Annotated in this window: 24 protein-coding genes and 1 pseudogene; 11 read left to right on the top strand and 14 right to left on the bottom strand. The window is 62.9% G+C overall.

Going from position 1 to position 24,890, the window contains the following annotated elements; genetic code table 11:
- Positions 1-44: 44 nt before the first annotated feature.
- From LUB09_RS06360 to LUB09_RS06345, 4 genes are all read right to left on the bottom strand, one after another.
- Positions 45-572, bottom strand: coding sequence for a DUF4142 domain-containing protein (locus LUB09_RS06360; protein ID WP_209989876.1), 528 nt, complete (start codon positions 570-572; stop codon positions 45-47).
- A gap of 119 nt (positions 573-691) precedes the next feature.
- Entirely contained in the window at positions 692-1,333 is a 642-nt protein-coding gene (locus LUB09_RS06355) for a LysE family translocator (RefSeq protein ID WP_209989872.1), read from the bottom strand.
- A 52-nt stretch (positions 1,334-1,385) separates the two neighbouring features.
- A complete protein-coding gene (gene fos, locus LUB09_RS06350) occupies positions 1,386-1,796 on the bottom strand; it encodes a fosfomycin resistance glutathione transferase (RefSeq protein ID WP_231422058.1) in 411 nt (136 codons plus the stop codon).
- Between the two features lie 14 nt (positions 1,797-1,810).
- Entirely contained in the window at positions 1,811-2,728 is a 918-nt protein-coding gene (locus tag LUB09_RS06345; protein ID WP_231422057.1) for a LysR family transcriptional regulator, read from the bottom strand.
- A 77-nt stretch (positions 2,729-2,805) separates the two neighbouring features.
- On the opposite strand from LUB09_RS06345, the gene LUB09_RS06340 reads away from it, so the two are divergent.
- Positions 2,806-3,294, top strand: coding sequence for a DMT family transporter (locus LUB09_RS06340; RefSeq protein ID WP_231422056.1), 489 nt, complete (start codon positions 2,806-2,808; stop codon positions 3,292-3,294).
- A 25-nt stretch (positions 3,295-3,319) separates the two neighbouring features.
- On the opposite strand, the gene yiaY is transcribed toward LUB09_RS06340, so the two are convergent.
- Positions 3,320-4,468 (bottom strand): L-threonine dehydrogenase, encoded by a 1,149-nt coding sequence (yiaY, locus tag LUB09_RS06335; RefSeq protein WP_209989799.1) that lies wholly within the window; start codon positions 4,466-4,468, stop codon positions 3,320-3,322.
- 123 nt (positions 4,469-4,591) lie between these two features.
- Between yiaY and LUB09_RS06330 the strand changes: the two genes are divergently transcribed.
- The 3 genes and pseudogenes from LUB09_RS06330 to LUB09_RS06320 all read left to right on the top strand — a co-directional run bounded on the left by LUB09_RS06330 (position 4,592) and on the right by LUB09_RS06320 (position 7,129).
- On the top strand, positions 4,592-5,608 hold the full coding sequence (locus LUB09_RS06330; RefSeq protein ID WP_231422055.1) for a DUF4917 family protein: 1,017 nt from the start codon (positions 4,592-4,594) through the stop codon (positions 5,606-5,608).
- A 377-nt stretch (positions 5,609-5,985) separates the two neighbouring features.
- Positions 5,986-6,164: pseudogene (locus LUB09_RS06325) on the top strand (sigma factor-like helix-turn-helix DNA-binding protein); the annotation flags it as partial.
- Entirely contained in the window at positions 6,161-7,129 is a 969-nt protein-coding gene (locus LUB09_RS06320; protein WP_231422054.1) for a FecR family protein, read from the top strand. The pseudogene LUB09_RS06325 and the gene LUB09_RS06320, both read left to right, overlap by 4 nt.
- Before the next feature lie 9 nt (positions 7,130-7,138).
- Here LUB09_RS06320 and LUB09_RS06315 read toward each other — a convergent pair whose 3' ends face one another.
- The 4 genes from LUB09_RS06315 to LUB09_RS06300 all read right to left on the bottom strand — a co-directional run bounded on the left by LUB09_RS06315 (position 7,139) and on the right by LUB09_RS06300 (position 10,499).
- Entirely contained in the window at positions 7,139-8,356 is a 1,218-nt protein-coding gene (locus LUB09_RS06315) for a class I SAM-dependent methyltransferase (RefSeq protein WP_231422053.1), read from the bottom strand.
- A gap of 132 nt (positions 8,357-8,488) precedes the next feature.
- Positions 8,489-9,106, bottom strand: a complete 618-nt coding sequence (locus LUB09_RS06310) for a TPM domain-containing protein (RefSeq protein WP_209989787.1) — start codon at positions 9,104-9,106, stop codon at positions 8,489-8,491.
- 31 nt (positions 9,107-9,137) lie between these two features.
- Positions 9,138-9,869: a TPM domain-containing protein gene (locus LUB09_RS06305; RefSeq protein WP_231422052.1), complete on the bottom strand. Its 732-nt coding sequence runs from the start codon at positions 9,867-9,869 to the stop codon at positions 9,138-9,140.
- 18 nt (positions 9,870-9,887) lie between these two features.
- Positions 9,888-10,499 carry a LemA family protein gene (locus LUB09_RS06300; protein ID WP_209989781.1) on the bottom strand — a complete coding sequence of 204 codons (612 nt, stop codon included), beginning with the start codon at positions 10,497-10,499 and terminating at the stop codon, positions 9,888-9,890.
- 237 nt (positions 10,500-10,736) lie between these two features.
- On the opposite strand from LUB09_RS06300, the gene bglX reads away from it, so the two are divergent.
- Both bglX and LUB09_RS06290 read left to right on the top strand, forming a co-directional pair.
- Positions 10,737-13,028, top strand: a complete 2,292-nt coding sequence (gene bglX / locus LUB09_RS06295; protein ID WP_209989778.1) for a beta-glucosidase BglX — start codon at positions 10,737-10,739, stop codon at positions 13,026-13,028.
- Between the two features lie 160 nt (positions 13,029-13,188).
- The gene (locus LUB09_RS06290; RefSeq protein ID WP_231422050.1) at positions 13,189-16,242 is read left to right on the top strand and encodes an autotransporter outer membrane beta-barrel domain-containing protein; all 3,054 of its coding nucleotides are present in this window, start codon (positions 13,189-13,191) and stop codon (positions 16,240-16,242) included.
- A gap of 18 nt (positions 16,243-16,260) precedes the next feature.
- On the opposite strand, the gene LUB09_RS06285 is transcribed toward LUB09_RS06290, so the two are convergent.
- The 4 genes from LUB09_RS06285 to LUB09_RS06270 all read right to left on the bottom strand — a co-directional run bounded on the left by LUB09_RS06285 (position 16,261) and on the right by LUB09_RS06270 (position 19,456).
- Positions 16,261-17,418, bottom strand: a complete 1,158-nt coding sequence (locus LUB09_RS06285; protein WP_209989772.1) for a phospholipase D-like domain-containing protein — start codon at positions 17,416-17,418, stop codon at positions 16,261-16,263.
- Between the two features lies 1 nt (position 17,419).
- Positions 17,420-18,001 (bottom strand): YceI family protein, encoded by a 582-nt coding sequence (locus LUB09_RS06280; RefSeq protein WP_231422048.1) that lies wholly within the window; start codon positions 17,999-18,001, stop codon positions 17,420-17,422.
- 70 nt (positions 18,002-18,071) lie between these two features.
- Positions 18,072-18,386, bottom strand: coding sequence for an amidase (locus LUB09_RS06275; protein ID WP_209989766.1), 315 nt, complete (start codon positions 18,384-18,386; stop codon positions 18,072-18,074).
- Complete coding sequence (locus LUB09_RS06270; RefSeq protein WP_231422046.1) at positions 18,383-19,456, bottom strand: serine hydrolase domain-containing protein; 1,074 nt, start codon at positions 19,454-19,456, stop codon at positions 18,383-18,385. Before LUB09_RS06270 ends, LUB09_RS06275 begins: the two co-directional genes overlap by 4 nt.
- Positions 19,457-19,640: 184 nt before the next feature.
- Between LUB09_RS06270 and olsB the strand changes: the two genes are divergently transcribed.
- Positions 19,641-20,396 (top strand): L-ornithine N(alpha)-acyltransferase, encoded by a 756-nt coding sequence (gene olsB / locus LUB09_RS06265; protein WP_003233840.1) that lies wholly within the window; start codon positions 19,641-19,643, stop codon positions 20,394-20,396.
- Positions 20,396-21,187, top strand: a complete 792-nt coding sequence (locus tag LUB09_RS06260; RefSeq protein WP_209989760.1) for a lysophospholipid acyltransferase family protein — start codon at positions 20,396-20,398, stop codon at positions 21,185-21,187. The genes olsB and LUB09_RS06260 overlap by 1 nt, the downstream gene beginning before the upstream one ends.
- A gap of 109 nt (positions 21,188-21,296) precedes the next feature.
- On the opposite strand, the gene LUB09_RS06255 is transcribed toward LUB09_RS06260, so the two are convergent.
- On the bottom strand, positions 21,297-21,881 hold the full coding sequence (locus LUB09_RS06255; protein WP_209989757.1) for an acyl carrier protein phosphodiesterase: 585 nt from the start codon (positions 21,879-21,881) through the stop codon (positions 21,297-21,299).
- Positions 21,882-22,035: 154 nt separating this feature from the next.
- Here LUB09_RS06255 and LUB09_RS06250 point away from each other — a divergent pair, with 154 nt between their 5' ends.
- From LUB09_RS06250 to LUB09_RS06240, 3 genes are read left to right on the top strand one after another with little or no spacing between them, the layout of a single operon-like run.
- A complete protein-coding gene (locus LUB09_RS06250) occupies positions 22,036-22,350 on the top strand; it encodes an ArsR/SmtB family transcription factor (RefSeq protein ID WP_209989754.1) in 315 nt (104 codons plus the stop codon).
- Between the two features lie 14 nt (positions 22,351-22,364).
- Complete coding sequence (locus LUB09_RS06245; protein WP_231422044.1) at positions 22,365-23,531, top strand: MFS transporter; 1,167 nt, start codon at positions 22,365-22,367, stop codon at positions 23,529-23,531.
- Positions 23,532-23,577: 46 nt separating this feature from the next.
- Positions 23,578-24,633, top strand: coding sequence for an alkene reductase (locus LUB09_RS06240; RefSeq protein ID WP_057007861.1), 1,056 nt, complete (start codon positions 23,578-23,580; stop codon positions 24,631-24,633).
- Positions 24,634-24,890 lie beyond the last annotated feature (257 nt).

Below are 24,890 nucleotides of genomic sequence, written 5' to 3'. Positions count from 1 at the left end.
GTTGGATCTGCTCCAACCGCCGTTTTTCATTTCAGGCCGGCGTCTCAACCGTCGCCTTGGTGACCCTTGCCATAGGTCGACGCCAACGCACGCGCTTTTTGCAGACGCTCCTCCAGCTTGGGCAATGTCTCATCCACCAGTGCCTTTATCTCGGGAACGCTGGAAGCCGCGCCCTCGCGCTTGAACAGGGCGATGGCGTCTTCGTTTTCCTTGACCTGCTGCGCCGTGTAGGCGGCGTCGAACGAATCGCCGTCCTTGAGTTCGGGCATCAGGGTCTCGGCCTTGTCGACAATCTTTTCGCGCGGCGCCACGGGCAGATCGAGCTTCTTGGCGATGGCTGCCAAGTGCTGGTTGGCCAGCGTGCGCTCGTTGATCACCTCGATGGTGTAGTCCTTGATTTCCTGGGACGAGGTTTTGGAATGGGCCATGCGACTGGTTTCGATATCGGCCATGCCTTTGGCCGAAGCCTGCTCGATGAATTCAGCAGGCGACTGGGCGAAGGCATTGCTGGCGCCGAGGCCCAGCAGCATCGCGAAACTGGCGGTGCGTAACCGGATAGCCATGCGGCTCATGATGGGTTCCTCCAGGGCAAAAATAGGTGCGAGGACAAACACCTCGCCCTGAATTCGAATTTTCAGGGCAGCAAAGGTTTAGAAAAAACTTGTCAGTGCGACGAACGGTCACCTTCGCTTCAGGCAGGTTTGCTGCCAAACAGGCCCGGCAACGCATGGGCCAGAGCATTGATAGCAAAGCCGATGAACATCACACCGCACAGCCGAGTGATCAATATTTCGTGGCGTTGATACACCGTGCGCACACGCTGGGCGCCGACCACGCCGATCAGAATCGCGTAGGCCAGCAGGCCGCCTACAAAGCTCAGGAAAATCAGCGACGGCAGCATCGCCCAAGTCAGCAATTCGGCGCGGCTGGAGAGTAATGCCGTGAACGTCGCGACTGCCACCGGGTACGCCTTGGGATTGGTCAGGCCAAACAGGATGCCGTGCCAAAACGGATGCCGCGCCGCGCCCTGGGGCGCATCACTGTTGCGACGCTGGGTGCGAATCGCGCGCCAGCCGAGCCAGAACAGATACAACCCGCTGAGCATGCCGAGCACGTCGAATGCCGTGCTGCCGACCTCGCGCGCGCCGACAATCGCAATCAGCGCGGTGCTGCACCACACCACATCCCCCAGCAAATGCCCGCACAAAAAACCCGCCCCGGCACGGCGACCACGGGAGGCACCGATGCCAAACACCGCCAGCACGCCCGGACCGGGCGTAATGCCATAGATGAACCCTGAAGCAAGGACAGCGAGCAGCAATGATGGGGTCATGGGCGTGACTCTGACGGAGGGTTGAGGTGGAGGGATTCTGCACGTTCCGGCGTTATGGGTAAAACTTCATGCCTGCGTAAGGTTTTGCACGACAGGCTTGCAGGCGCGAAGCCAGATCGCCGACGTGAACCTCGAGCTTGTGCCCATCAGGGTCGAGAAAATAGTAGGAAGCGCCCTCACTGCGGTTATCACGCCACTCCTGCACACCCGCGCCCCTGAGGCGTTCAACCAGTGCATCAAAATCACGAGCATGCGTGCTGAATGCGTAGTGGGTGTAATCAACCACCGGCACAGGGTCGCGCAGCGGGTCGAGGGACAAACAGAGCCACAACCCAGGCAGCGAGAGGTAAGCGCCGTTGGCCCAAGTCGCCTCGAGCTGCAAGCGCAACAGCTCGTGGTAGAAGTGCAGGCTGCGTTGCAGGTCGACGACGGCCAGCGTGAGGTGATTGAGTCCCGAAAGCATGCTGTTGTTTCCCGTTATAAATGGCCATCGCACAATACACCCCGCACCTGCCCACTCAACCACTGCAACCCTGCATCCCCACCCCGCCGCGCATGCCACGCCAACTCAAAAGCAAACGTGGGGATATGAAACGGCGGCGGCACGGCCAGCAATTGCTCCTGATCAATGGCCAGGACTCCCCGCGATGACACCGTGAGGATCAGATCCGTGCCCTGAATCAACCGCGGCGCCACGCCCCAGTGGGGCAGGCTGATCGCCACATGCCGCCGCTCCCGAATCGCTTTCAGGGCGCGTTCGATTTCCGGAGTGCCGCTGCCGCGCATCTCCAGCAATACATGGGGCCGCGACAGGTAGGTCGGCAAGTCCAGCACGCCACTGTCCGGCAGGCTGTCGCGGTCCACCAGGCAGGTGTAATGCTCTTCAAACAGCGGTGTAGTCCGCAGTTCGGCCGGCAGATCAGGAAAGACGCCGGCGGCCAGGTCCAGATCGCCATTGAGCACACCGTCGACCATGCCTTCACGGCTGGCCTGGACGACCTGCAAGTCGATGCCCGGCGCCTGCCGACGCAACGTGCGCACCAGCGGTGGCAAAAAAATCGCCGCGCCGTAGTCCGACATCGCCATACGAAACCGACGCTTGGCGGTGGCCGGATCAAACCGGTTCGGCGCCAGCAATGCCTGCACCTGGGCCAGGGCTTCGGCCAACGGGGCGGCCAGCTCCAGCGCGCGGGCAGTCGCAACCAATGCACCGCCCTGCCGCACCAGCAATGGGTCGCCGAGCAGGTCACGCAAGCGCGCCAGCGCATGGCTCACGGCCGGCTGGCTCAGGTGTAGACGCTCGGCGGCACGGGTGACGTGTTGCTCACTGAGCAAGGCGTCGAGGATGACCAACAGGTTGAGGTCGATGCGTCGCAGATCATTCATCAGCTGCATGCCAGGTATACGTAAATGGAATTTAAATTTGCGCGACGAATACCCTAGAGTCCAGCAAAACCTCTGGGAGATTCGACATGACGACGTTGCAGTGGGCCGGGTTATTGCTGTTGGCCGTAATCGCCGGGGCGGTGGTGCCGTTTCAAAGTGCGATCAACGCCAGCCTCGGGCGCGGCCTCGGCCATCCGCTCTGGGCCACGCTGGCGTCATTGCTGGTGAGCATCATTGTGCTGCTGCCGGTGATCCTTGCCCTGCGCCTGCCGTTGCCAAGCCTGGCATTTATCACCCAGGCCCCGCTGTGGATGTGGGCCGGTGGCGCGTTCGGCGTGTGCTTTATTTCGCTGGCGTTGATGCTGCTGCCCAAACTCGGCGCGTCGGGGTTTATCGCCCTGGCCATGGCCGGGCAGATTCTCGCATCGCTGCTGCTTGACCATTTCGGCCTGTTCGGCCTGGTCGAGCGCCAACTGAATGCACCGCGGGTGGTGGGCGCGCTGTTGTTGATGGGCGGCGTGGTGCTGATCCAGTTCAGCAGCACACCGGCACGGGCGCTGGCGACGGTGGGCTGATCAGTGCCGACCGAGGCTGCAGCTGTCAAAACGCACTGCGAAAAACCTCCTCAATCTGCCGCTGATCCGCCCGACGAGGGTTGGTCAGCCCGCATGCGTCCTTCAGCGCATTGCTGGCCAGCAGTGGAATGTCCTGCAACTTCGCGCCGAGTTCGCGCAGGCCGGCGGGGATCTCCACGTCGTGGGACAGTCTGCGGATCGCGGCGATGGCGGCCTGGGCGCCCTCTTCGGCGGTAATGCCGGTGACATCGGCACCCAGCGCGCGCGCCACATCACTCAGGCGCCTGGCGCAGACACTGGCGTTGAAGCTTTGCACGTGGGGCAGCAATACCGCGTTGCATACACCGTGGGGCAAGTCATAAAAGCCGCCCAATTGGTGCGCCATGGCATGCACAAAACCCAGTGACGCATTGTTGAAGGCCATGCCGGCGAGGAACTGCGCGTAGGCCATATTCTCCCGTGCGGTTTTGTCGCTGCCGTCGCGCACCGCCAGGCGCAGGTTGGCGCTGATCAGTTCGATGGCCTTGATCGCGCAGGCATCGGTAATCGGCGTGGCAGCGGTGGATACGTAGGCTTCGATGGCATGAGTCAGCGCGTCCATGCCCGTCGCGGCGGTGAGGCCCTTGGGCATGCCGACCATCAGCGCGGGATCGTTGACCGACAGCAACGGCGTAACGTTGCGGTCCACGATGGCCATTTTCACGTGGCGGGTTTCATCGGTGATGATGCAGAAGCGGGTCATCTCGCTGGCGGTGCCGGCAGTCGTGTTGATGGCCACCAGCGGCAGTTGCGGCTTGCTCGACCGGTCGACGCCTTCGTAATCGCCGATACGCCCGCCATTGGTGGCGCACAACGCGATGCCCTTGGCGCAGTCATGGGGCGAGCCGCCGCCCAGTGACACCACGAAATCACAGGCGCTCTGTTGCAGCAGCACCAGGCCTTTCTCGACGTTGTCCACGTTGGGGTTGGGCCTGGCACCGTCATAGATCACCGAGTCAATGTCCTGCAGCGCCAGCTTCTCGGCAATCATGCCGGCCACGCCCGCCCTGGCCAGGCCCGCGTCGGTCACGATCAGCGCCTTGCGAAAACCGTAGTTGCGGATGGCGAGCATGGCGTCGTCCAGGCAATCGGTGCCCATGATGTTGACGGCGGGAATGAAGAAGGTGCTGCTCATGGTCAATCCTCGGAGGCGTTAGGCCGACAGGATCAACCCTTGCCGCACGGCGCATGTTGACCAGGATCAATGCCCGCTCGTGATAAAGTCACCGTCCAGCCGATTTTGAGTAGACCCGCCGCAATGAAGGATTTCCAGGATATCGACGCCCACCTTGAAGACTGGAGCACGCTGCGTGCTGCCCTCGACTTCAGTGGGATTCTGATCGGCAACGGCGCCAGCCGCACGATTTGGGAAGACTTTGCCTACGACTCGCTGTTCGAAAACGCGCGCACCGTCGAAGAAAAACCCCTGGGCCCCTCCGAGCTCAGCGTGTTCGACGCCCTGCAAACCCGCAGTTTCGAGCAGGCCCTGGGCGCACTGAAAACCACCAGCCGGGTCAACAAGGCACTGGCCGTCAGCTCGGCGGCGCCGCGCAACCGCTACTACGCGATCAAGGAAGCGCTGATCAATACCATCCACGCCGTGCATATCCCGTGGCGCCTGGTGCAGCCATCGACACTGGCGACGATCAACCAGGAACTGCAGCGCTACCCGACGGTGTTCACCAGCAACTACGATTTGCTCAATTACTGGGCGATCCTGCACACGCCGGGCATCGACGACCTGTTCCGCAGTGCCGACGCCCACTTCGACCTGCGCGACACCCGCACCGACGCCACGCGCATTCTGTACCTGCACGGCGGCCTGCACCTGGTGCGCAACCTCGACGGCACCGCGCGCAAACTGGCGTCCACCGACAGCACCCTGCTCAGCAGCTTTGCCATCAACAACACGATCAAGACCCTCGACGACGTGCCGCTGTTCGTCAGCGAAGGCACGGTGCAGGAGAAGCTCAAGACCATCCGCAGCTCGGATTACCTGTCGTTCTGCTATGAACAATTGCTCAGCCACAAGGGCGCGCTGTGCATCTTCGGCCATGACCTGGGGCCGCAGGATCAACACCTGGTGGATGCGATTCGCCAAGCGGATGTGAGTACCCTGGCGATCGCGGTGTCGGGGCGCAGTGACGGGTTTATCCGTCAGCAGAAAAGGCGCTACTCGCAGTTGTTGGACGGCACGGGCGTGGAAGTGCGGTTCTTTGCCGCACGTACCCATCCACTGGGCAACCCGGCACTCTCCGTCCCGGTTGAGCGCTGATCAAAAGGTGGGAGGCTGCGCCAAGTCTTCCACTTAGCCATGTGGCGAGCAGGCTTGTCCTGCGTTGGGCTGCGCAGCAGCCCCAAAACCAGGCGCTGAGCAGCGTCAGGTACACCGCGTTGTCCTTAATTGGGGGCGCTTTGCGCCCCAACGCGGGGCAAGCCCTAATGCCGTTCAGTTAAGCGCAGATTCCCTGTGGCGAGCAGGCTTGTCCTGCGTTGGGCTGCGCAGCAGCCCCAAAACCAGGCGCTGAGCCGTATCAGGTACACCGCGTTTTGCTAGATTGGGGGCGCTTCGCACCCCAACGCGGGGCAAGCCCGCTCGCCACAACAGGCCCGCTCGCCATAGGGGGGGTGGTTGCCTGAAATAGCTCATGCGCAGTCGCGCAGTGCCTGCAGCGTCTGGAACAATTGCACGAAGTCCTCGCCGAACGCTCGCCCCGCAGGCGAGAAGCCCTTATGCTGCACCGCTTCGAGGGCATGAGCCAGGCGCAGATCGCCCTGCTGCATTGCGAAGGCGCCTTCAATCCGACCCCGGCACGGAGCAGCCAGAATGAGCCGCCTGAGCGACACCGACGCCCTGGACATCGACGCACGCGACGCCATCGATGCGCAGGCCGCCAGCTGGTTTGCACGCAACCGCAACCACCTGAGCCGCACCGAGCGCAAAGCCTTTGCCGCCTGGCAGTCGGTGCCTGCGCATGCGCATGCCTATGCCGAATTCGAACAGCTGTGGGCCGACCTCGCCCAACTTCAACAACTGAACAAGCCCGTGGCGCTGCCTGCACGCAAACCGTCCCTCTGGCGCCCGGCCCTGGCCGTGGCAGCCGGCGTGCTCTGTGCCGTGCTGGCCACGCACCTGGGCGCGCCCCGCGATCCGTATCACAGCCAGGTGGCAGTTCACGCCAAGGGCATGCGCACCCTCGCCCTGCCCGATGGCAGCACGCTGTACGTGAACGCCAACACCCACATCCGCGTTGACTTCACCGCGCATCAACGCATTCTTCACCTGGACCAGGGCCAGTTGTACATCGACGTCGCCGCTGACCAGGAACGCCCCCTGTACGTGCAGGCCGGCACCGCGACTGTGCGGGCAGTAGGCACCGGTTTCGATGTGCGCCGCAGCCAGCAGCAACTGGTGGTCAGCGTCGCCCATGGCCAAGTGGCGTTCGAGCCGGACGCAAACAAACCCGTCGCCCTGCTCGACGCCCGGCACCGCGCGATTTACCGCTACGCCCAAGGCTCGCTGCAACAGCAATCCCTCACCGCCGAAGAGGTGGCCGACTGGCGCAGCGGCCACTTGTCGTTTCGCAACCTGGAATTGGCCAGCCTGATCGACGAGTTGAGCCTGTACCGCCCTCAGGCGCAGTTGCAGGTCAACAAGGCAGTTGCGGCGCTCAAGGTGTCGGGCAACCTGGATGTGAATGATCCCGACGCCCTGCTCAATGCCCTGCCCGCGCTGCTGCCGGTGAAAACCGTGGCCTCGGCGGACGGCATCCTGCGGATCGAACCGAGCCCATAAACCCGCGCTTCAGCTCAACAAACCATCCGCGCGCAGCAGGGTTTCCAGGCAATGCTCAGTGATCTGATAGAACGCCTTCAGTTCCTGGATTTTCACCAGCAACTGCGCATTGTCCAACGGCTGCGCGCGTTTCACCGCGAGGATCATCTTGTTCTTGTTGGTGTGTTCCAGCGAAATGAACTCGAACACCTTGGTCTCATAACCACAGGCCTCGAGGAACAGCGCACGCAGGCTGTCCGTGACCATTTCCGCCTGTTGGCCCAGGTGCAGACCATATTGCAACATCGGCTTGAGCAACGCCGGGCTCTGGATCTGCAGGCGAATCTGTTTGTGGCAGCACGGCGAGCACATGATGATCGACGCGCCGGAGCGGATGCCGGTGTGGATCGCGTAGTCGGTGGCGATGTCGCAGGCATGCAGGGCGATCATCACGTCCAGTTCGCTCGGCGCCACGCTGCGCACGTCCCCGCATTTGAACAGCAGCCCGGGGTGTTCGAGGCGGGCGGCGGCGGCGTTGCACAGGGTCACCATGTCTTCGCGCAGCTCCACGCCAGTGACTTCGCCTTCGGCCTTGAGGGTGTTGCGCAGGTAATCGTGGATCGCGAACGTGAGGTAACCCTTGCCCGAGCCGAAATCGGCTACGCGCACCGGTTGGTCGAGTTTGAGGGGCGACGAGGTCAGCGCATGGCTGAACACTTCGATGAACTTGTTGATCTGCTTCCACTTGCGTGACATCGACGGGATCAGCGCCTGCCTGGCGTCGGTCACCCCCAGATCGGCAAGGAACGGCCGGCTCAGGTCGAGAAAGCGGTGCTTCTCACGGTTATGCTCGGCCGACGGCGCCTCACGCAGCTGCTGCGGCTTGCTTTTGAACAGCGAGCTTTTGTTTTTCTTGCTGTATTCCAGTTGCACTTCGTCGGTCAGCGACAACAAGTGCGCGTTCTTGAACGAGGCCGGCAGCAGCTCGGCAATCGCCGCCACGCCGTCCGCCAGCGGCAGGTTGCGGGTGATATCGCGGGTCTTGTAGCGGTACACGAAGGACAGGCACGCCTGCTCCTTGACCGTTACCGGCTTGACGATCAGCCGTTGCAGCTCGGCTTCCTCACCGACGTACCTGGCCAGCACCAGCTTGATAAAGGCGTTTTGCGCAAGGCTTGCGTTCAGCAGTTCGATGAACCGGGCATGATGATCCGGCGCGGGGCTGGCGGGTTTAGCGGTGACGGACATGAACAAAAACGCCTCGGGCAGGAAATGCCGGGCATTTTAGGGGGGATGGCGGTTGGGGGCACGGAGTTATTTGATCAACGGTCAGTCAGTCAACATCAAGCCAGCTCCCACAGGGCTCAGGGTGTGCCTGGATTATTCGAGCACGACCAGCCGATTGGGCAACTCATTACGCGTCTGCGTCACCGGCACATGCACCTTGAGCAACTCACCACAGGCCTCGATACAGGCAATAAACCCGGCCAGGGTCTGCCCCTGTCTCACCTGCCGGGTAAACGCCTTGACGATGGCGTCCCAACTGCTGTCATCCAGGCGTTTGGAGATGCCGTCGTCCACCAGGATTTCCACATAGCGCTCCGCCTCGCTGACAAAAATCAGCACCCCGGTGCTGCCCAGCGTGTGGTGCAGGTTCTGTTCGAGGAACTGGCGCCGCGCCAGGTTGGACGCGCGCCAGTGGCGCACCGAACGCGGAATCAGGCGGGTGGTGACGCTGGGCAGACGAAACAGCAGGCACAGCATGATGAATGTCGCCCATTGCGCCAGCAGCAAGGTGTACATGGTCATGTAGCCCGACAGGTAATGCACGATACCCGGCACCACCAACGCGATCAGGCTGGCCCACAACAGCGGGATGTAAGCGTAGTCGTCGGCACGCGCCGCCAGCACGGTCACCAGCTCCGCGTCGGTCTGTTGCTCGACCCGCGCAATCGCTTCGGCGACCTGGCGTTGTTCGTGTTCAGTCAGTAATGCCATGGTTGTACATGTCCGTTTTTAGTTGTTGTCATCACCAGCCACCTGAAGCACCGCCGCCGCCAAACCCACCGCCGCCGCCCCGGAAGCCACCGCCGCCACCGCCTCCCCCACCGCCGCCGCGACCGCTGCTGCTGAGGATCGCCAGCAAGATAGCGCCCACCGGCAGGCCCATGCGGTTGCACAGCCATAACACGCCGATCAGCAGCACAAACAGGCCGATGGAAAATCCGGGGTTATCCAGCGCAAAATTCGCGTCCGCCACATGGGCCGGCACGGCCAGCGGCTCACCGCCCACCACCTGGATCATCGCGGCCACGCCGTCGCTGATGCCCTGACTGAAATTGCCGGCCTTGAACTTGGGCGCGATCACCTGGTTGATGATCACCCAGGACTGCGCATCGGTCAGCACGCCTTCCAGGCCATAGCCGACTTCGATGCGCAATTTGCGCTCATCGCGGGCGACGATCAACAGCGCGCCGTTGTCCTTGCCCTTCTGCCCGATGCCCCAGGCGCGGCCCAATTGATAACCGAAGTCCTCAATGGGCACGCCCTGCAGGTCCGGCACAGTGACCACCACGATCTGCTCGCCCGAGGTTTGTTCCAGCGCCTGCAACTGCCGGGTCAACTGCTCGCGCACCGCCGGGTCGATCATCTGGGCGTTATCCACCACCCGCCCGGTCAGCGCCGGGAAGTTCAGCGCCGCCTGGGCTGCGCCCACGCAGGCCAACAGCCACAGCGCCAACCCTATCCGTAATAAACGCATCGACACCTCAGGAAAGTCTTATTTGAACTTCACTTGTGGCGCTTTATCGGCATCGGCACTGGTGGCTTCAAACGAAGCACGCACCGGCAGGTCGCTGTACATCACGCTGTGCCACAGACGACCAGGGAAAGTGCGGATTTCGGTGTTGTAGGCCTGCACGGCCTGGATGAAATCGCGACGCGCCACGGCGATACGGTTTTCGGTGCCTTCCAGTTGCGACTGCAGGGCCAGGAAGTTCTGGTTGGCCTTGAGGTCCGGATAGCGCTCGGACACCACCATCAAACGGCTGAGTGCACCGCTGAGGCCGTCCTGGGCCTGCTGGAACTGCTTGAGTTTTTCCGGGTTGTCGAGGGTGCTGGCATCCACCTGGATCGAGGTGGCCTTGGCCCGTGCTTCGATCACGGCAGTGAGGGTGTCCTGCTCATGGGCGGCATAGCCCTTGACCACTTCCACCAGATTGGGGATCAGGTCAGCGCGGCGCTGGTACTGGTTCTGCACCTGGCCCCAGGCGGCCTTGGCCTGCTCGTCCAGGGTGGGAATGGTGTTGATGCCGCAACCGCTCAGCAGCGTGCTGATCAATAACAATGCCGCGGCCTTGAAGCCCCAACGGTAAGGGAGTGCTGCTTGCATGGTATTTCTCCTGACGAACCTTGATGGAATGTGACGACTCATCCCACAAGCAACACGCTTGGGGCATAATCCGCCACCACTGGCATGCATCGAGCCAATCAGCTACAAAGATGCCCAGCGCGAAAAAGAGTTCAGAGTGTGCTGCATTTATCTGAACAACACCCGAACAACAATAGACGCTCCCCACATTTCGGCCGATCAGCCCAGTGCTGTGCAGTGAGCCGAAAAAGGATATTCATGAAGAAGCTGTGTTTGCTCGGCCTTGTAGCCACTCTGGCCAGTCATCCCGCATGGGCGGAAACAAAGCCTGCTGCGCTTAAAGACAAGGACGCCTTCGTCAGCGACCTGCTCAGGCAGATGACCCTGGATGAAAAGATCGGCCAATTGCGCCTGATCAGCATCGGCCCCGAGATGCCCCGCGAGCTGATCCGCAAGGAAATCGCCGCCGGCCGCATCGGCGGCACGTTCAACTCCATCACCCGCGCGGAAAACCGTCCGATGCAGGACGCGGCCATGCACAGCCGCCTGAAGATCCCGATGTTCTTCGCCTACGACGTGATCCACGGCCACCGCACCATTTTCCCGATCAGCCTGGCCCTGGCCTCCAGCTGGGACATGGACGCCATCGGCCGCTCCGGGCGCATCGCCGCCCAGGAAGCCGCCGCCGACAGCCTCGACATCACCTTTGCGCCGATGGTCGACATCTCCCGCGACCCGCGCTGGGGCCGCACCTCCGAAGGCTTCGGTGAAGACACCTACCTGACCTCGCGCATCGCCGGCGTGATGGTCAAGGCCTTCCAGGGCACAAGCCCGGCCAATGCCGACAGCCTCATGGCCAGCGTCAAGCACTTCGCCCTGTACGGCGCGGTGGAAGGCGGGCGCGACTACAACGTGGTCGACATGAGCCCGGTCAAGATGTACCAGGACTACCTGCCGCCCTACCACGCGGCGATCAAGGCCGGTGCCGGCAGCGTGATGGTGGCGCTCAACTCGATCAACGGCGTGCCCGCCACCGCCAACACCTGGCTGATGAACGACCTGCTGCGCAAGGACTGGGGCTTCAAGGGCCTGGCCGTGAGCGACCACGGCGCGATCGTCGAACTGATCAAGCACGGCGTGGCCAAGGACGGGCGTGAAGCCGCCAAGCTTGCGATCAAGGCCGGCATCGACATGAGCATGAACGACTCGCTCTACGCCAAGGAATTACCGGGGCTGCTCAAGTCCGGCGAGATCGAACAGAGTGACATCGACAACGCCGTGCGCGAAGTGCTCGCCGCCAAGTACGACATGGGCCTGTTCAAGGACCCGTACCTGCGCATCGGCAAGGCCGAGGACGACCCGGCCGACACCTACGCCGAAAGCCGCCTGCACCGCAGCGATGCGCGCGATATCGCGCGCCGCAGCCTGGTGCTGCTGAAAAACCAGAACGACACCCTGCCACTGAAAAAATCCGCCACCATCGCCCTGGTGGGCCCGCTGGCCAAGGCACCGATCGACATGATGGGCAGTTGGGCCGCCGCCGGCAAACCCGAGCAATCGGTGACCCTGCTCGACGGCATGAACGCGGTGATCGGCGAAAAAGGCAAGATCATCTACGCCCGTGGCGCCAACATCACCAACGACAAGGCCGTGGTCGACTACCTCAACTTCCTCAACTTCGATGCCCCGGAAGTGGTGGATGACGCCCGCCCGGCCCAGGCAATGATCGACGAAGCGGTCAAGGCCGCCAAAGACGCCGATGTGGTGGTCGCCGCCGTGGGCGAGTCCCGTGGCATGTCCCATGAGTCCTCCAGCCGCACCGACCTGAACATCCCGCAAAGCCAGCGCGACCTGATCAAGGCACTCAAGGCCACCGGCAAGCCACTGGTGCTGGTGCTGATGAACGGCCGTCCACTGTCGATCGTCGACGAGAACAAGCAAGCCGACGCGATTCTGGAAACCTGGTTCGCCGGCACCGAAGGCGGTCATGCGATTGCCGACGTGCTGTTCGGTGACTACAACCCGTCGGGCAAGCTGCCGATCACGTTCCCGCGCTCGGTGGGGCAGATCCCGACCTACTACAACCACCTGAGCGTCGGCCGGCCGTTCACCCCGGGCAAGCCGGGCAACTACACCTCGCAGTATTTCGATGACACCACCGGCCCCTTGTTTCCGTTCGGCTATGGCCTGAGCTACACGCGGTTTACCCTGTCGGACATGGCGCTGTCGTCCACCACCCTGAACAAGACCGGCAAGCTCGACGCCAGCGTCACGGTGAAGAACACCGGCAAGGTGGATGGCGAAACGGTGGTGCAACTGTATATCCAGGACGTGGCCGGCTCGATGATCCGTCCGGTCAAGGAGCTGAAGAACTTCCAGAAAGTCATGCTCAAGGCCGGTGAAGAACGCACCTTGCACTTCACCATCACCGAGGAAGACTTGAAGTTCTACAACACCCAACTGAAATTCGCCGCCGAGCCGGGCGAGTTCAATGTGCAGATCGGGTTGGATTCCCAGGACGTGCAGCAGCAGACCTTCGAGCTGTTGTAATACGTGCAGCCCCTCTTCCCTGAAGAGGGGGCTTGCGTGCTGACACGTATCCCCAGCAGCAAAGCCACTTTCGCTCTGCGCTCCAAGCCTATCCCTACATCAATGGACCCGCCCGTTCGCACACGCTGTCAGCCCATTTTTATGTGCAAGTGTGCGAACTATGTCACCTACGATTCGCCCTCGAACGGCCGCTGCAACAACGCCTGCTCAATCATCGTTCAAACGAAATGCGATCGCCCTCTGTGTGCTCGGCTGCCTGTGGGGTACGCCCGTTACCGCGGCGAACTACACCGAGCAGGGACGCCTGCACGATGCCGCCAGTTGGCGCAGTGAAGAGTTCAAGAGTAACTGGGGGTTGGGTGCAGTCGGTGCGGATTACGCTTATGCCCGGGGGTTGAGTGGCGCGGGGGTTCAAATAGGCATTTACGACTCCGGAACCGACTTGCGCCATAGCGAATTTGCCTGGAAGCCAACTATCGGCGTGCTCATGGCTGACAACGGCTGCCTGAGTGGGGCCTCGCTGGAAAATGGCTGCTTCTACGCCGAAGGTGATCGTGCTGCTGTAACCGTTATCGGCTCATTGCCACCCGACGCATTGGCGACCCTTGAAGAACTGATTGCCGACGGCAGCCTTACCCGGGAGCAACTTGATGAATATCTCGGCCTGGTAAGCACTACATACGATGCGCACGGCACCCATGTTGCCGGTATAGCAACTGCCAATCGCGATGGCTCCGGGGTCCAGGGTGTGGCTTACGGGGCTAATCTGAGTGCAGTGCGCAAGTTCGGTAATACCTATCTGGGAGGTCCCATTGCCATCACCGATATTTGGAGAGCCCCGCTTCCGACAGCAGCAGCGGTAGGCGCCGCCTATGCCGATTTGCACAGACAGAATGTGCGCGTCGTCAACCATAGTTGGGGGAGCCCATTTTCCCCTGCGAATGAAGCAGAGCTGGACAGTGTATTAAGCGATACCGGAACCGCCGTTTATACAGAACTCAAGGCCATAGCCGACAACGCCAGCAAGTATGGGATGCTGCACGTCTGGTCAGCAGGCAACCTGCCCACGGCAAACGCCTCCCCTCAAACAGCACCAAATGCCGGACTGCAGCCCAACCTGCCACGTGCCATTGCAGAGTTGGAGCCCTATTGGTTGACCGTCGTCAACTTGAACAGGGAGCTGACCTTGGGCGATTTTTCCAAACGCTGCGGCTTCAGCAAAGACTGGTGCCTGGCCGCGCCCGGAACGGACATCAACTCGTCCTGGGTCAGCGGTGCAATACAAACCCAGAACCACTTTGACCAGAACGGTGATATCGACGGCTTCACAGTAACGGGTGATCAACCTGAATTAGGTTATGCGGTGAGTTCCGGCACCTCCATGGCCGCCCCCCACGTCACCGGCGGCCTGGCCCTGCTGATGGAACGCTTCCCCTACCTCGACAACCCGCAAATCCGTGACGTGTTGCTGACCACGGCCACCGACCTGGGCGCCCCAGGCGTCGACGATGTCTACGGCTGGGGCCTGATGAACCTGAAAAAAGCCATCGATGGCCCCGGCCAGATGCGCGTCGACACCGTGGTCAACATGGACCGCCCAGCCGGCGGTGCAATCGTCTGGCAAGGCGGCGCCTGGGACGATTGGCGCAACGACATCAGCGGCCCCGGACGCCTGGAAAAAACCGGTATCGGCTGGCTGCGCCTGAGCGGCAATAACCGCTTTGCCGGGGCCACCCTCAAGCAGGGCATTCTGGAGCTGGACGGCACCAATAATCTCAAGGGCGACGTCAATGTCGACGGCGGCACGTTGCGCCTCAACGGGTCCCTGGCGGTTGAGGGTAACTACCGGCAAGCCGCTGGCTCAACCTTGATGACCGGGCTGATCGCCCCGACTGCACCGGCAAAACTGCAGGTGAGCAATCAGGTATCGATCAACGGCGGCACGCTGTACCTGAGCGCCCAACCCAACAGCTATTACCTCGGCCAGCGCTACAGTATCCTGCAGGCCAACGCCGCCTTGAGCGGCGAGTTTGCCGCGATTGACCGCCGTGAGTTTTCGCCGTTCCTCAGCGTGTCCCAGGTCAAGCAAGCCAACGCCCTGCTGGTGGAATTCGGACGTGGCCGCTCACTGGCTTCGGCAGCCGAAACGCCCAACCAGCAGGCCGTCGCCAAGACCGCCGACAGCGACGCACTGACCTCGCCACTGGCACAACGCCTGACCGCGCTGTTCCCCGACCAGGCCCCCTCAGCCCTGGACCAGTTGAGCGGCGAACTGCATGCCAGCACCCAGGCGGTGCTGATCGAAAACAGCCGCGTACTGCGCCAGGCAGTGTTCGACCGTCAGCGCCTCGCGCCAGACCATCGCTCAGCCGGGCCGAACGCGACCCAACGCGGTGTGTGGGTGCAAATGCCTCGCCAGTCCGGCCAGCTTGGTGGCGACAGCGGCACCTCGCGTGCAGCCCACAGCACCACGGGCCTGCTGGTCGGCTTCGATCATCAGTTGGAACAGGGCACCCGCCTGGGCGTGGTGGCAGGCAGCAGCAGCACCGACGTAAAGGCTGGCTCGAGGGGCAAGGCCAGTGTCGACAGCTACCAGTTGGGCCTGTACGCCGGCCACACCTGGGAAGCGTTCGGCCTGTATGGCGGCATCGCTTACGCCCGGCATGAGATCGAGACCAGACGCCGCGTGAGCTTCCCCGGCGTAGAAAGTCGCCTGTCCACCCAGTACGCCAGCCGCACCCTGCAGACCTTTGCCGAAGCCAACTACCGATTCAGCCATGACGTCTGGGATTGGCAGCCGTACGTGCAACTGGCCAATGTGCAACAGCGCAGCGATGGCTTCAACGAGCGCGGCGGCATCGCGGCACTGCGCGGTAAAGCCTCGAAAGACAGCGTCAATCTGGCCACCGGCGGTGTGCGGGTCAACCTCGACCTGGGCAAGGCGCAGATCGGCCCGTCGTGGCTGAGCTTGCGCGGCGGCCTGGCCTACACCCGCGCCAGCGGCGACCTGCAACCCACTGCCAGGGCGGCCTGGGATGGCGGGCGGGTGATGAGTGTCAGCGGTGCACCGCTGGACCGCCAGAGCACCCGGCTGGAAGTGGGCGCCACCGCGCGCCTGAGCCGTGACAGTGCCCTCGACCTGAGCTTCAACCAGCAACGCGGTGAACGCTCGCGGGACCAGAGCATCACGGCGCAATATTCGCTGCAGTTTTAAGCGGGTTCAGGCGGGGGCTTACCCTCGCCGATCCAACAGATTGACCACCAGCCGGTCGATCCAGCCCCACACCCGCTGCTTCACCCGCCGCCATAACGGCCGCGCTTTCCAGGCCTCCAGACTGACCGCCTGACTCTGGGTAAAATCGCGTTCGAAACTGCTCGCCACGGCCAGCGTCAGTGCCGGGTCCAGCGCTTCCAGGTTGGCTTCCAGGTTGAAGCGCAAATTCCAGTGATCGAAATTGCATGAGCCAATGCTCACCCAATCGTCCACCAGCACCATTTTCAAGTGCAGGAAGCACGGCTGGTATTCAAAAATCTGTACGCCTGCGCGCAACAGACGCGGGTAGTAGCGATGCCCGGCATAACGTACCGAGGGATGATCGGTGCGCGGGCCGGTGAGCAACAGGCGCACATCCACCCCGCGCCCGGCTGCGCGGCGCAAGGCTCGGCGCACGCTCCAGGTCGGCAGAAAATACGGCGTGGCCAGCCAGATACGTCGCTGGCTGCTGTTCAAGGCGCGGATCAGCGACTGCAGGATATCGCGATGCTGACGGGCGTCGGCATAGGCGACGCGGCCAAGGCCCGCGCCGGTCGGCGGCACCTTGGGCAGGCGTGGCAAACCGAAATGGGTCGCCGGCTTCCACGCCCGACGCGCTGCGTTGGCGTGCCATTGGCGGTCGAACAGCGCCTGCCAGTCCAGCACCAGCGGCCCGCTGATCTGCACCATCACTTCGTGCCAGTCGGCGGTGTCCTGCCCTGGCGTCCAGAATTCATCGGTGACGCCCGTGCCGCCGACCACGGCGGTTGCCTGGTCGATCAGCAGCAGCTTGCGATGATCGCGGTACAGGTTGCGCATCCAACGGCGCCAGCTCAGGCGATTGTAGAACCGCAGCTGCACTCCCGCGTCGGTCAAGCGCTTGCGCAGCCCAAAGGTGAACGCCAGGCTGCCGTAATCGTCGAACAGGCAGCGCACCCGCACGCCGCGTTCGGCAGCGTGCACCAGCGCCTGCACCATCGCTTCGGCACACGCCCCCGCCTCCACCAGGTACAGCTCCAGGTCCACCTGTTGCTCGGCCCGGGCGATGCCCACCAGCATCTGCGGAAAAAACTGCGGGCCGTCGATCAACAACTCGAAACGGTTGGCGCTGCGCCACGGGAACACCGCGCCACTCACGTCAGCGCGCCGTGAAAATCAGCACCGCACCCACCGGCACCGACAAACTGATCGACTTGAGCCCCGCCGCCTTGCGCAGCGCGGCCACGCCCGGCATCAGGTCAAAATCCTCGGCATGCAGCACCACCGGCTCCAGCGTCACCACCTGAAAGCGCCGATCATCCAGGCGCGTGGCCAGCAGCTCGGCGCTGTAGGTCTGGGTCTTGCCATGCAGGGTGACGCTTATCGGCAGGCGCAGCTCGATTTGTGCCCCCGGCGCCAGATCGTTGATCGGCTGCAGATTGATCTGCGCATTGATCAGCGCTTCAGGGAACGTCTTGATCTCGAACAGCTCGTTGCGCATGCGCTCATCACGCAGCGGGATGGCGCTGTTGACCGACTCCAGCTCCACTTGCAACTGCGCCGCGCCCTTGCCGTCGACCTTGCCATGCAGCACCAGAAAGCGCTGCACTTCGGCGATCTCGGTGTTTTTGGTGGTGACGAACGACAGGCGCGAGGATTCGTTATCGAGGTACCAGGCAGCGTGGGCCGGCAAGGCGGCGCAGGCCAGCAGCGCAAAGGCCAGGGGTTTGACAGAGAACATAGCGACTCATGGGGCAAAAAACCTGCACGAACCTTAAGCGCAATGTCACGGCCCGCGCAAATCCATTGTCTCAGGGAGTCAGGCGACAGCCCTGGCGTTCGCCCAACCAGCGTGCACTGTGCGTGCGGCCCAACCCACTCGCCGTCACCTCACTGCGCTCCGGGTTGTCACGAAACGCACTGGTGGGCACGTATTGTTTCACGTAGCCCCGGCAATACTCCGCAGGATTATTCGCCACATAGCGGCACGAGCAATATTCCTTGGCAGTGTAGGCCGCAATGATGTCGGGGAAGGCTTGCAGATTGACGCGCTCATGCCACACCCAGCCGAGCAGGACGAGCAGCAGCACGGCAAAGAGGCTGAGAATCGGATGACGACGGATCATGGCTGCACCGCCGCGAGCACGCGTTTGAGCAGTTCGTTATGGCCGTAAGTGCCGTCGCGGTCGTCGCCATAGCGCACGATCACCAAGTGTTCGTCGGGCAGGACGAACAGCGCCTGGCCCCAATGGCCCAGTGCGGCGAAGGTGTCGGCGGGGGCGTCGGGCCAGGGGCGTGGCGTGCCCTGGTTGAGCCACCATTGACCGCCCGGTACGGCTTCATCCTGGCCGGCCTTATAGCCGTCGAACGGCTTGCGGTTGAAAGCCACCCAGTCCTTGGGCAGCAGTTGTTCATCGCCCCAACGTCCCTCGCGCGCCATCAGCAGGCCGACCCGCGCCAGATCGCGGGCGGTGAGGTAGGCATAGGAGGAGGCAACGAAGGTTTCGTCGGCGTCGGTTTCCCAGGTGGCCGAGCGGATGCCCAGCGGCTCGAACAGCGCATCCCAGGGGTAACTCACGTACGCCTTGTGGCCGAGCATGCCCCTCAGCGCGGCAGAGAGGATATTGCTGTCGCCGCTGGAGTAACGAAAGGCCTTGCCGGGCGCCACGGCGGCGTCGGTGTCGGCGGCGAACTCGGCCATGTCGCCATGGCCACGGGTGTAGAGCATCGCCACCACCGAGGACTTCAGCGGCGCGTATTCGTAGTCTTCCTGCCAGTCCAGGCCCGAGGCCCAGTGCAGCAAATCGGCCATGGTCACCTTGGGGTGCTGTTTCATCGGCGGGTAAAAACGTGCGGCCGGGTCGCTCAGCTTGAAGCGATTTTGCCCGTAGGCCACGCCGAGCACCGTGGCCATCAGGCTCTTGCTGATGGACCAGGTCAGGTGTGGCGTGCTGGCGCTGGTGGGCGTGGCGTAGCGTTCATAGACGATCTGGCCATCGCGGATCACCAGCAGCGCGTCGGTGCGAACGCCCTGACGGGTCGCGTCGTCGCGCGCGGGAAACGCGTAGGCATCCAGTGCCTCGACGGCGGGCCCGGCCAGTGGCTCACCTCTGGCCCACTCCTTGCCGGGCCAGGTTTCTGCGTGGGCGGCAGCGGTGACTAACAGCAGGGCAACACACAACAGGCCTCTGACCATGGACGCAGACTCAAGGGGGCATTCAAGCCCGCGAGGCTAGCCCAGGCCCATGACAGTTTGGCGACACAGGGCGTGTCACCCAACCGTCACCGTAGCTTCATGGAGATGACACCGAGCCTACATAGCCTGAGTTTGGACAAACAAGTCGACCGGCCGAAACGTGGCTGGCACTCGGAGATTCGCCATGACTCAGATCGCCCGCATCAGCGACACCGGCAATGAACGCCGTCTGCAAGCCGAACGCCTGGTTGGCGCACAGGCTTTGCAGGAAGCACAGGCCCTGCGGTTCAACGTGTTCAGCGGCGAATTCAACGCCAAGCTGAAAGGCGCGGAACTGGGCCTGGACATGGATGACTATGATGTTCACTGCAGCCACATCGGCGTGCGGGATTTGAACAGTGGTCGACTGGTCGCCACCACCCGCCTGCTCGATCACCAGGCCGCCAGCACCCTGGGCCGATTCTACAGTGAAGAAGAATTCAGCCTGCATGGCCTGCTGCACCTGCAAGGTCCGATCCTGGAAATCGGCCGTACCTGCGTCGACCCGGCCTACCGCAACGGCGGCACCATCGCCGTGCTCTGGGGCGAGTTGGCCGAAGTGCTCAACCAGGGCGGCTACAGCTACCTGATGGGCTGCGCGAGTATTCCGATGCACGACGGCGGCATCCAGGCCCACGCCATCATGCAGCGCCTGCGCGAACGCTACCTGTGCAACGAACACCTGCGCGCCGAACCGAAAAAACCGTTGCCGGCGCTGGACCTGCCGTCCAACGTCATCGCCGAAATGCCGCCGCTGCTCAAGGCCTACATGCGCCTGGGCGCAAAAATCTGCGGCGAGCCGTGCTGGGATGAAGACTTCCAGGTGGCCGACGTGTTCATCCTGCTCAAGCGCGACAACCTCTGCCCGCGTTACGCGCGCCACTTCAAGGCGGCTGTGTAATGGGCCGCCTGCGGGTGTACGGGCGCATTGCCCGGGTGCTGCTGGTGGTGGCGCTGGGCTTGAGCATGGCCAGTGTGTTTGGCCTGTTCGAGCGCCTGGGCGTGGCCAACTCGATGGTGCGGCGCCAGCGTTGGTCGCGCTTCTTCATGGCACGCTTGAGCAATGCCCTGCCCTTTCGCGTGACGGTGCATGGCGAGCTGCCGCGCACGCCGATGCTGTGGGTGAGCAACCACGTGTCCTGGACCGACATTCCGCTGCTGGGCATGGTCACGCCACTGTCGTTTCTGTCCAAAGCCGAGGTGCGCACCTGGCCGGTGGCGGGCTGGCTGGCAGCCAAGGCCGGCAGCCTGTTTATTCGTCGGGGCTCGGGCGACAGTCAGTTGATTCGCAAGCAGATGACCCGTCATCTCGAGCAACAGCACCCGCTGCTGATGTTCCCAGAAGGCACCACCACCGACGGGCGCAGCCTGCGCACGTTCCACGGGCGCCTGCTGGCCAGTGCGATCGATGCCGACGTGTCGCTGCAACCGGTGGCGATTCGTTACCTGCGCAACGGCCAGGTCGACCCGCTGGCACCGTTTATTGGCGATGATGATTTGCTGTCGCACCTGATGCGCCTGTTTGCCAATGATCAGGGCGATGTAGAAATTCATGTGCTCAAGCCGATCGCCTGCGCTGGGCAGGAACGCGCGGCACTGGCATTCCAGGCGCAGCAGGCGGTGCAGAAGGCGTTGTTCGGGCCGTTGCCGGAGGCTGAGCACGTGGCGGCGCGACCTGCTTATGCTGCCTGAAACGGGCACGGTCAAACATGTGGGAGGGGGCTTGCCCCCGATGGCGGCGTGTCAGTCACTGCATGTGCTGGCTGAACCCTTGCTATCGGGGGCAAGCCCCCTCCCACAGTTAGTCTTGTGTTGTCAGTTGAGACTGCGCGAACACCTGCAATTCAGGGTAGAAACGCCGGAAGTCGTCACTCAACGGTTCGTATAACGTGCGCAACTCCTGCATGGCATGGCTCAGCTCTTCGGGCTGCGTCAGCCGCCGCGAAATCCCGCGCAATACCTGGTCCATCACCGCAAACTCGCGGTACGAACCCAACCAGTCATCCGCTGCCATCCAGGGCGCAATCTGCGCCAGCCGCCCCGGCAGTTGCGGTTCAGCCGCCAGCACGCGGTACACCTGGGCGGTGAAATGCTCCAGCGGCTGGTCGGCATACAGCGCCCAATCCCGCGCCAGGCAGTGATCGAAAAACACATCGAGGACGATCCCGGCATAACGTCGACGCGTGAGGCTGAAGCGCGACAACGCCTCCCCTATCAACGGATGGCTGTCGGTGAAACGGTCGATGGAACGATGCAGCTGGATCGCCGCTTCGATTGGCGGGCTGTACTGGCCCTGCAGGCGGCCTTTGACAAAGTCGCCATAGAGGCTGCCCAGCAGTTGCGCGGGAAGTTGGCCGCCCAGGTGCAGATGTGCGAGATAATTCATGGCGCGCAGTCTAGCACTGCCGTCAACGTATCGTTATAACCCGATATACCGATTTGAGCTGACCTCAGAGCAAAATCATATTGGTATATCGGGTTATAACGATTTAAGGTTCGCCTCATCGCGATATAACGCTACACGACACCGAGCACCTGCCATGTCCATCGACCTCGACGAAATAATAAAAGCCCTGGCGCACCCAGTACGACGAGACATCCTCACCTGGCTCAAAGACCCGAAAGTGCAGTTCCCCGAGCAACTGCACAACCACGAATACGGCATCTGTGCCGGGCAGATCGACCAGCGCTGCGGCTTGTCCCAGTCGACCGTGTCGGCCCACCTGGCCACCTTGCAACGGGCGGGTTTGATCAGCAGCCAGAAGGCCGGGCAGTGGCACTTTTTCAAACGCAACGAGGAAGTGATCCAGGCTTTCCTCGCGGCGCTCATCGCTGAACTCAGCGCAGCGCACTAACCCAGGACACCCCAATGCCCCTCTCGCTACTCATACTGGCCCTGAGCGCCTTCGCCATCGGCACCACCGAATTCGTCATCATGGGCCTGCTGCCCGATGTGGCGGCGGACCTTGGCGTATCGATCCCGGGCGCCGGCTGGTTGGTAACCGGCTACGCCCTCGGCGTGGCCATCGGCGCACCGTTCATGGCGCTGGCCACCGCCAAACTGCCACGCAAGGCAGCGCTGGTGGCGTTGATGGGCATTTTCATCGTCGGCAACCTGCTCTGCGCCCTGGCCAGCGACTACAACGTGCTGATGTTCGCCCGGGTGGTCACGGCGCTGTGCCACGGCGCGTTCTTCGGCATTGGTTCGGTGGTGGCGGCCAATCTGGTGCCGGCCAACAAGCGCGCTTCGGCGGTGGCCCTGATGTTTACCGGCCTGACCCTGGCCAACGTGCTCGGCGTGCCGCTGGGCACGGCGCTGGGCCAGCAGGCCGGCTGGCGCTCGACCTTCTGGGCGGTGACGGTGATTGGTGTGGTGGCGCTGATCGGCCTCATCCGCTTTCTGCCAGCCAAGCGTGACGAAGAAAAACTCGACATGCGTGCCGAACTGGCCGCCCTAAAGGGCGCCGGCATCTGGTTGTCGCTGAGCATGACCGCGCTGTTCGCCGCCTCCATGTTCACCCTCTTTACCTACGTTGCCCCGCTGCTCGGCGACGTCACCGGCGTCTCGCCCCACGGCGTAACCTGGACCCTGCTGCTGATCGGCCTGGGCCTGACCCTGGGCAACATCATCGGCGGCAAGCTGGCGGACAAGCGTCTGGCGGCCACCCTGATCGGCGTGTTCATCAGCATGGCGGTGATCTCCACGGCGCTGACCTGGACCAGCGTCGCGCTGATCCCCACCGAAATCACCCTGTTCCTGTGGGCCACCGCCTCATTTGCCGCGGTACCCGCGCTGCAGATCAACGTGGTGACGTTCGGCAAGGCGGCGCCAAACCTGGTGTCCACCCTCAACATCGGCGCTTTCAACATTGGCAACGCCCTCGGCGCCTGGGTCGGCGGCAGCGTGATCGCCCACGGCTTCGGCCTCACCAGCGTGCCGCTCGCGGCCGCAGCCCTGGCGATCCTCGCACTGCTGGTGACCCTGCTGACGTTCCGTCAGAGCGGCGATGCCGACCTGGCCCCTGCGACGCATTGATCCACTTGAACAGACTGATCCACCTAAACAGAAAGGTATTTTCTCGATGACGACTATTTTCGATCCGATCAAACTGGGCGACCTGGAACTGTCGAACCGCATCATCATGGCGCCGCTGACCCGCTGCCGCGCCGATGAAGGCCGTGTGCCCAATGCGATGATGGCCGAGTACTACGTGCAACGCGCCTCCGCCGGGCTGATCCTCAGCGAAGCGACGTCCGTGGCACCGATGGGCGTGGGTTACCCGGACACGCCAGGCATCTGGTCCAACGACCAGGTACGCGGCTGGGCCAATGTGACCAAAGCGATTCACGGCGCGGGCGGCAAGATTTTCCTGCAACTGTGGCACGTCGGCCGCATCTCCCACCCGTCCTACCTGAACGGCGAAGCCCCGGTGGCGCCGAGCGCCGTGCAGGCGGCGGGCCACGTCAGCCTGGTGCGTCCGCTGGCCGACTACCCAACTCCGCGGGCCCTGGAAACCGCTGAAATCGCCGACATCGTCGACGCCTACCGCACCGGCGCCGAAAACGCCAAGGCCGCAGGCTTTGACGGCGTCGAGATCCACGGCGCCAACGGCTACCTGCTCGACCAGTTCCTGCAGAGCAGCACCAACCAGCGCACCGACCAGTACGGCGGCTCCCTGGAAAACCGCGCGCGCCTGCTGCTGGAAGTGACCGACGCGGCCATCGACGTGTGGGGCGCCGGCCGCGTCGGCGTGCACCTGGCACCGCGCGCCGACGCCCACGACATGGGCGACGACAACCCTGCCGAGACCTTCACCTATGTGGCCCGCGAATTGGGCAAGCGTGGCATCGCGTTCATCTGCTCCCGCGAAAAGGAAGCCGGCGACAGCCTCGGCCCGCGCCTGAAGGAAGCCTTCGGCGGTGTGTACATCGCCAACGAACGCTTCACTAAAGAGAGCGCCAATGCCTGGCTGGCGTCGGGCAAGGCAGACGCGGTGGCGTTCGGCGTTCCGTTCATCGCCAACCCGGACCTGCCGGCGCGTCTGAAAACCGACGCACCGCTGAACGAGGCGCACCCGGAAACCTTCTATGCCAAGGGCCCGGTCGGCTATATCGATTACCCAACCCTGGCGCTGTAACCAAATAGGAGGGGGCTTGCTTGCGATAGCCGTGTGCCAGTCAGCTGATTTACTGACGGGTATACCACCATCGGGAGCAAGCCCCCTCCACATTTTTTAAACCTGATGTGTCCCTTTGGAAACATTGCTTCACAGAACCGAAACAATAACGCTACAAAATACTTAGCCGGCTACCTATCAACTGCGCGCCAGCCCGTATATAAAGTCATCCCACGAATAGGCAGAGGGACGATTGACCGCCCCTGCGCTTTACTGTT

This window comes from Pseudomonas sp. Leaf59, assembly GCF_920984685.1.
Lineage (GTDB): Bacteria > Pseudomonadota > Gammaproteobacteria > Pseudomonadales > Pseudomonadaceae > Aquipseudomonas.
This window is presented reverse-complemented; position numbering and strand designations above follow the sequence as displayed.